Annotated in this window: 6 protein-coding genes; 1 reads left to right on the top strand and 5 read right to left on the bottom strand. The window is 58.7% G+C overall.

All coding sequences use genetic code 11. The annotated features are described in order from the left end of the window. Nucleotides 1-132: 132 nt before the first annotated feature. From K5E40_RS05955 to K5E40_RS05935, 5 genes are all read right to left on the bottom strand, one after another. On the bottom strand, nucleotides 133-1296 hold the full coding sequence (locus K5E40_RS05955) for a type III PLP-dependent enzyme (protein ID WP_008088754.1): 1164 nt from the start codon (nucleotides 1294-1296) through the stop codon (nucleotides 133-135). A gap of 645 nt (nucleotides 1297-1941) precedes the next feature. Beyond that, nucleotides 1942-3099, bottom strand: coding sequence for a betaine/proline/choline family ABC transporter ATP-binding protein (locus K5E40_RS05950; protein ID WP_034154441.1), 1158 nt, complete (start codon nucleotides 3097-3099; stop codon nucleotides 1942-1944). Then, on the bottom strand, nucleotides 3096-3749 hold the full coding sequence (locus K5E40_RS05945; protein ID WP_221730077.1) for an ABC transporter permease: 654 nt from the start codon (nucleotides 3747-3749) through the stop codon (nucleotides 3096-3098). Before K5E40_RS05945 ends, K5E40_RS05950 begins: the two co-directional genes overlap by 4 nt. A gap of 14 nt (nucleotides 3750-3763) precedes the next feature. After that, the gene (locus tag K5E40_RS05940; protein ID WP_221730076.1) at nucleotides 3764-4657 is read right to left on the bottom strand and encodes a glycine betaine ABC transporter substrate-binding protein; all 894 of its coding nucleotides are present in this window, start codon (nucleotides 4655-4657) and stop codon (nucleotides 3764-3766) included. 20 nt (nucleotides 4658-4677) lie between these two features. Beyond that, nucleotides 4678-5367: an ABC transporter permease gene (locus K5E40_RS05935; protein ID WP_221730083.1), complete on the bottom strand. Its 690-nt coding sequence runs from the start codon at nucleotides 5365-5367 to the stop codon at nucleotides 4678-4680. 358 nt (nucleotides 5368-5725) lie between these two features. On the opposite strand from K5E40_RS05935, the gene K5E40_RS05930 reads away from it, so the two are divergent. Continuing rightward, nucleotides 5726-7309: a peptide chain release factor 3 gene (locus K5E40_RS05930; RefSeq protein ID WP_221730075.1), complete on the top strand. Its 1584-nt coding sequence runs from the start codon at nucleotides 5726-5728 to the stop codon at nucleotides 7307-7309. Nucleotides 7310-7355 lie beyond the last annotated feature (46 nt).

Genomic DNA, 7355 nt, shown 5'->3' with positions numbered 1-7355 from the left:
GAGAAGCGATCCTGATCTACAACCAGGAACGCCCGCACCTGTCCTTAAAATACAAAACGCCCGATGCAGTGCATCGGGCGTTGGGGTGAAACAGGTGTAAACCTATTTCAGGACTAGACACCGGTTCAACAATTACACGTAATACGATTTCAGCGGCGGAAAGCCATTGAACTCAACCGCGCTGTAGCTGGTGGTGTACGCACCGGTCGACAACCAGTACAGACGATCACCAATCGCCAGGTTCAGCGGCAAGCCGTACTTGTAGTTCTCGTACATGATGTCGGCGCTGTCGCAGGTTGGGCCGGCGATGACCACTTCTTCCATCTCGCCTTTTTTCTCGGTCCAGATCGGGAACTTGATCGCCTCGTCCATGGTTTCGATCAGGCCGGAGAACTTGCCCACATCGGTGTACACCCAGCGCTCGACGGCGGTGCGCGATTTACGTGCAACCAGCACCACTTCGCTGACCAGGATGCCGGCGTTGGCGATCAGCGAACGGCCCGGCTCCAGAATGATTTCCGGCAGGTCATCACCGAAGTCTTCTTTCAGGAAACGGATGATTTCTTCAGCGTAGGTTTCCAGGCTGTTGGTGCGGGTGATGTAGTTGGCCGGGAAGCCACCGCCCATGTTGATCAGCTTCAGGTGAATGCCGTCTTCTTCTTTCAGGCGTTCGAAGATCACTTTGACCTTGGCGATCGCCGCGTCCCAAACGCTGATGTCGCGCTGCTGCGAACCCACATGGAACGAGATGCCGTAAGGCACCAGGCCCAGATCGCGAGCGAGGATCAGCAGATCCATGGCCATGTCGGTCTGGCAGCCGAATTTGCGCGACAGGGGCCAGTCAGCGGTGGTCGAGCCTTCGGTGAGGATGCGCACATACACTTTCGAGCCCGGTGCAGCCTTGGCGATGTTGCGCAGGTCGGCTTCGGAGTCGGTGGAGAACAGACGCACGCCCTTCTCATAGAAGTAGCGGATGTCCTTGGATTTCTTGATGGTGTTGCCGTAGCTGATACGGTCGGCGCTGACGCCGCGATCCATCACTTTGTCCAGCTCATAGATCGAGGCGATGTCGAAGCTCGAACCTTTCTCTTTGAGCAGGTCGATGATCTCGACGGCCGGGTTGGCCTTGACCGCGTAGTAGACCTTGGCGAATTCGAAACCGGCACGCAGGTCATCGTAGGCCTGGCTGATCATCGCGGTGTCGATCACCACGAACGGGGTTTCCTGTTTGTCGGCGAACGCCTTCATTTTGTCGAATGTAGCGCGCGCGAAATAGTCTTCGACCTGGATCGACATGCTGGGAGCTCCTATGGGCAAACAAGTAAAAACAATGGGTGCAAATGAACGTCCTCCGTATCCCCACTTTGGTTCGCCTACTTCCCAAGGCATGTCGCCGAAAGCAAAAAGGCCATGGGGCGCTGCCCTTGGCCTTGCTGTCTCGTCGTCAGTACTTGAGCCGGATGGATCGTTTCCAGCATGGACGTTCGGCGCGAACTTTAGGGCGTGAGGGGCGTGAGATCAACTAAAAATGTCGCGTTTCTGCACGCTTCTGACGTGCGTCGCGTTCATCACTCTTTGTAGCCGACCGAGATGACGGGCAGATGTTCCCCGAGAATTTTTCAGTGTTAAAAATACCTGCACGTTCGCGGATTTTGTCGGCGAATTCGTGGGTAAGTGTGATCGGCGCAACATCGGCGACGTTGGCGGCGAGAGGTGGGTGTGAGGGGGATTTTGCCTATTGCAGAGGCTGCCCGAGACGGGCTGCCAAGTTATCAAGTGTTGAGATTCTTTTCCGCCTTGTGAATGGCTTGGTAACACCCCCGATCTTGTAGAAGTGAGCCTGCTCGCGATGACTTTTTTTCAGCCGACATCTTCATTGACTGATATGGCGCTATCGCGAGCAGGCTCACGCCTACAGGGTTTTGTGTTTTTACCGATTAATCAGGCGACCACCGCCTCAGCCGGCGAGACGATACTGGTCTTCATCCCGCGTGATCGCCCCGAACTCAGGTACGCCGCAATCGACTCCTGCGTGACCTCGCCCAGGAACACCCGTTCCGCGTCCATCACCGGCAACCACGAACGATTGAACTCATACATGCGCGACAACAGGATGCGCAAATGCTCGTCATACGCCGCCGTGGCGTTGAACTCACGCAGGAACTGCGCGCAGGTGCCGGTCTGGCGGTGCAGGTCGCGGCGACGCACATAACCCAGCGCCTTGTTCTCGGCACAAGTCACCACGACGTAACGACGGTCATGCTCGTCCATCAACTCCAGCGCATCGGCCACCGGGGTTTCCGGGCTCACCGACGGCGCGTTGTCCGCGGCATCTTCTGCTTTCACCAGCAGCAGGCGTTTGAGTGTGCTGTCCTGGCCGACAAAGTTGCTCACGAAGTCATCTGCCGGGTGCGCGAGCAGGGTATCCGGATGGTCAATCTGCAGCAGCTTGCCGGCGCGGAAGATTGCAATCTTGTCGCCGAGTTTGATCGCTTCGTCGATGTCGTGGCTGACCATGATCACGGTCTTGTTCAGCGCGCGCTGCATCTCGAAGAACTCGTTCTGGATCATCTCGCGGTTGATCGGGTCGACCGCGCCGAACGGCTCATCCATCAGCAACAGCGGTGCGTCCGCTGCCAGTGCTCGGATCACGCCGATGCGCTGTTGCTGGCCACCGGACAATTCACGCGGGTAGCGATGCAGATACTGCTTGGGCTCAAGCTTGATCATGCTCATCAGTTCGCGGGCGCGGTCGTGGCATTTCTGTTTGTCCCAGCCGAGCAGCTTCGGCACCACCACAATGTTCTCTTCGATGGTCATGTTCGGGAACAGACCGATCTGCTGAATCACGTAGCCGATGTTGCGGCGCAGAGTCACTTCGTCCAGGTCGGTGGTGTCTTCACCGTTGATCAGGATCTTGCCCGAGGTCGGTTTGATCAGGCGGTTGATCATCTTCAGCGTGGTGCTTTTGCCGCAACCCGATGGCCCGAGGAACACACAGATTTCGCCTTCATTGACGGTCAGGCTCACCGAGTCCACGGCTTTGACATCTTTGCCGTTGCTTTGGAAGGTCTTGCTGAGGTTTTGAAGTTCGATCATTTGAGGAGTCCTTTTGGAGTCAGCGCGCGTTGCAGCCACTGCAGGAGGAGGTCGGCGAAGATCGCCAGAAGACTGACCAGCAGCGCGCCGACGATGAGCATCGACATGTCACTGCGGCTGATGGAAGCAAGGATCAACACACCGAGACCGCCGGCGCCGACGGTGGCGGCGATGGTCATCACGCCAATGTTCATCACCACGGCAGTACGCACACCGGCGAGGATCACCGGTACCGCAATCGGCAACTCGACCATGCGCAGGCGCTGGCCGAAGGTCATGCCGATGCCGCGTGCGGCTTCACGGATGCCCGGTTCGACGCCGGTCAGGGCGAGGTAGGTGTTGCGCATGATCGGCAGCAGTGAATAAAGGAACACCGCGGTGATCGCCGGCATCGGGCCCAGGCCTTGGCCGAACTTGGAGTAGAACGGCAACAGCAGGCCGAACAGGGCAATCGACGGCACGGTCAGCAGCACTGTGGCGCTGGCCTGTAAAGGGCCGGCGAGGCTCGGAAAGCGGGTCATCAGAATGCCCAGCGGCACACCGGCGACAATCGCCAGACTGACGGCGATCCCCACCAGAGAAATGTGCTGCAAGGTCAGGTGCAACACCTGCTGCCAGTCAAGATGGGAAAACGCGTTCAAGAATTCCATGACGTTTCCTCCCTTCAATTCAATGGATGTTGGCGCAGGAAATCAGCGGCAACAGCGGATGGGCTTTCATGATCGACATCGACCCGCGCGTTGAGCCGGCGCATGGTTTCGTCATCAAACAGTTCGGCCAGCGGCTTGAGTTGCCCGGCCAGTTTCGGGTGGGCGTCCAGATAGGCCTGGCGCACCACGGGCGCGGCGGTGTAGTCCGGGAAGTAATGCTTGTCGTCCGCCAGCAATTTCAGATTGAAGGCGCTCAGGCGACCGTCCGTGGTGTACACCAGACCGGCGAACACTTGGCCATTGCGCAGGGCGGTGTAGACCAGACCGGCGTCCATCTGGCGGGTGTTCTCGCGTGTCAGGTTCATGTCATAGAGCTTGACCATGCCGTCCAGGCCGTCGGAGCGGTTGGCGAACTCAGTGTCCAGAGCCACCAGGTGATTGGCCTCGGCCTCATCCCGCAGCACGGTGTTCAGTTCGCTGATGTTGTTGATCTGTGGGTACTGGTCGGCGATTTTCTTCGGCAGGGCCAGTGCATAGGTGTTGCTGAATTTGGACGGCGTGAGCCAGGTCAGGCCTTTTTGGGCGTCGAGTTCTTTCACCCGAGCGTAGGACTGTTCGCTGTCGAGTTTTTCGGTGACATGGTTGTAGGACACCAGCGACACACCGGTGTACTCCCAGAGCATGTCCAGTTGGCCACTTTCCTGAGCGCTGCGCGCCAGATTGCTACCCAGCCCACCGGTGATTTGCGCGTCGTAGCCTTTGCTGCGCAGGTACTGCGAGGTGATTTGCGCCAGCAGGGTTTGTTCGGTGAACACCCGGGCGCCAATGCGGATAACCGGTTTGTCGGCGGCTTGGGCGATTCCTGCGAACAGCAGGGCGCAGCCTAAAATCAAGCTAAGTCGTTTCATGAAGATTCCTTTGCCGAGGCTTAAGACGGGCGCAAGCCGCGTTCGAGCCAGAGTCGACTGCCCAGGGTGACAGCGCCATCGAGCAGCAGCGCCAGTAAGGCGGTACACGCGGCGCCGAGCAGCAGTTGCGGCTGATTGTTCAGCGCGATACCCGGGAAGATCAGGCTGCCAAGGCTGTTGGCGCCGATCAGGAACGCCAGCGGCGCTGTCCCGACATTGATCGCCAGCGCCACACGCACACCACCGACGATGATCGGCACAGCGTTGGGCAACTCGACTTTCCACAGCACCTGACGCGGGGTCATGCCGATGCCGACGGCGGCTTCTTTGAGTGAACCCTGAACGTTTTTCAGGCCTTCGTAGGTGTTGCGCACAATTGGCAACAGTGACGCGAGGAACAGCGCGAAGATCGCCGGGCCACTGCCGATGCCCAGAATCCCCAGGGCAATCGCGAGCACGGCCAGCGGTGGCACGGTGTTGCCGATGTTGAAGATCTGCATGAAGCGTTCAGCGCGGCCGACCATGTTCGGGCGACTGAGGAAGATGCCGGCGGGGATGCCCACGACGAGGGCAGCCAGCATTGAAGCGAGGACAAGAATCAGATGAGCTTGCAGGTAAAACAACAAATCGTCGCGGTAGTGTTCGATCGTGTTGATGCCGATCCAGTGGACCAGCAGGGCCAGGAGCGCGATCACCACCGCACCTCCCATCAGCCCTTTGCCATAGCGGATAGCCACAGGCGGACTCCTTTTTTTTAGTCGGCGAACGCCATCCTGCGTGGCAGGCCAAACCTTGGCTGCCGGGAAAGAACGTTCGCGAGAAGCAGCTCCCTCAGCACCGGCAAAAAACGGTCTGAAAGCGAGCCATGAGCGCAGCCTCGTCAGGCTAACTTGCTGATTTTTCAGCCCCTGACGCAATGTCGTAACAGGGGATGGACGTCTCCGTGCTTTAAAAGGTTCCCATCTGAGACAGCATTTGGCCACCCCTGATGTGCTCAACGGTTCGGTTATTGTCTGGACTTGGGCTATAATCGCGGCCCTTTTTTGAATCACCGCCAGGCGATTTCCCATGACCAACCAGGCCGCCGAAGTCGCGAAACGCCGCACTTTCGCCATTATTTCCCACCCCGATGCCGGTAAAACCACGATCACCGAAAAGCTCCTGTTGATGGGCAAGGCGATTGCGGTGGCCGGTACGGTGAAATCCCGTAAATCCGACCGCCATGCGACATCCGACTGGATGGAGATGGAGAAACAACGGGGTATTTCCATTACCACGTCGGTCATGCAGTTCCCGTATCGCGATCACATGGTCAACCTGCTCGACACCCCGGGCCACGAAGACTTCTCCGAAGACACCTACCGCACTCTGACGGCAGTGGACTCGGCCTTGATGGTCCTCGACGGCGGTAAGGGTGTTGAGCCACGGACCATTGCGCTGATGGACGTTTGCCGTCTGCGAGACACGCCGATCGTCAGCTTCATCAACAAGCTCGACCGTGACATCCGCGACCCGATCGAACTGCTCGACGAAATCGAAGCCGTTCTGAAGATCAAGGCGGCGCCGATCACCTGGCCGATCGGTTGCTACCGCGACTTCAAAGGCGTGTACCACCTGGCCGACGACTACATCATTGTCTACACCGCCGGTCACGGTCACGAACGCACCGAAACCAAGATCATCGAGAAGCTCGACTCCGACGAAGCGCGCGCGCATCTGGGCGACGAGTACGACCGCTTCACCGAGCAGTTGGAACTGGTACAGGGCGCCTGCCACGAGTTCAATCAGCAAGAGTTCCTCGACGGCCAACTGACCCCGGTGTTCTTCGGTACCGCGCTGGGCAACTTCGGTGTCGACCACGTGCTCGACGCCGTCGTTGACTGGGCGCCGCGCCCGCTGGCACGCGTGGCCAACGAGCGCACCGTGGAACCGGTCGAAGAGAAGTTCTCGGGCTTCATCTTCAAGATCCAGGCGAACATGGACCCGAAACACCGCGACCGCATCGCTTTCATGCGTATCTGCTCGGGCAAGTACGAGAAAGGCATGAAGATGCGCCATGTGCGTACCGGCAAGGACGTGCGCATCGGCGACGCCCTGACGTTCTTCTCCTCCGAGCGTGAGCAACTGGAAGAGGCGTTTGCCGGCGACATCATCGGTCTGCACAACCACGGCACCATTCAGATCGGCGACACCTTCAGCGAAGGCGAAGCGCTTGGTTTCACCGGTATCCCGCACTTCGCCCCGGAACTGTTCCGCCGCGTGCGTCTGCGTGATCCGCTGAAGTCCAAGCAACTGCGTCAGGGGCTGCAGCAACTGGCCGAAGAAGGCGCGACCCAGGTGTTCTTCCCGGAGCGCAGCAACGACATCATTCTTGGTGCCGTCGGTGTGCTGCAGTTCGACGTGGTCGCCAGCCGCCTGAAAGAGGAATACAAGGTCGAGTGCTCGTACGAGCCGATCACTGTTTACTCGGCGCGCTGGATTGAATGCGACGACAAGAAGAAGCTTGAGGAATTCTCCAACAAAGCTGTGGAAAACCTGGCAGTCGATGGCGGTGGTCACCTGACTTACCTCGCTCCGACGCGGGTTAACCTGGCGTTGATGGAAGAGCGCTGGCCGGATGTGAAATTCCGTGCGACGCGTGAGCATCACTAAGCGCTGAATTGTTTTGTCCAAAGCCCCCTAGGTGTATGCCTAGGGG

This window comes from Pseudomonas baetica, from assembly GCF_019733355.1.
Taxonomy (GTDB): Bacteria; Pseudomonadota; Gammaproteobacteria; order Pseudomonadales; family Pseudomonadaceae; genus Aquipseudomonas; species Aquipseudomonas baetica_A.
This window is presented reverse-complemented; position numbering and strand designations above follow the sequence as displayed.

What these genes read in the sequence shown, in the direction of transcription:
- K5E40_RS05955 (WP_008088754.1), bottom strand. Translation starts at nt 1,296, where the DNA reads ATGTCGATCCAGGTCGAAGACTATTTCGCGCGCGCTACATTCGACAAA.
- K5E40_RS05950 (WP_034154441.1), bottom strand. Translation starts at nt 3,099, where the DNA reads ATGATCGAACTTCAAAACCTCAGCAAGACCTTCCAAAGCAACGGCAAA.
- K5E40_RS05945 (WP_221730077.1), bottom strand. Translation starts at nt 3,749, where the DNA reads ATGGAATTCTTGAACGCGTTTTCCCATCTTGACTGGCAGCAGGTGTTG.
- K5E40_RS05940 (WP_221730076.1), bottom strand. Translation starts at nt 4,657, where the DNA reads ATGAAACGACTTAGCTTGATTTTAGGCTGCGCCCTGCTGTTCGCAGGA.
- K5E40_RS05935 (WP_221730083.1), bottom strand. Translation starts at nt 5,367, where the DNA reads ATGGGAGGTGCGGTGGTGATCGCGCTCCTGGCCCTGCTGGTCCACTGG.
- K5E40_RS05930 (WP_221730075.1), top strand. Translation starts at nt 5,726, where the DNA reads ATGACCAACCAGGCCGCCGAAGTCGCGAAACGCCGCACTTTCGCCATT.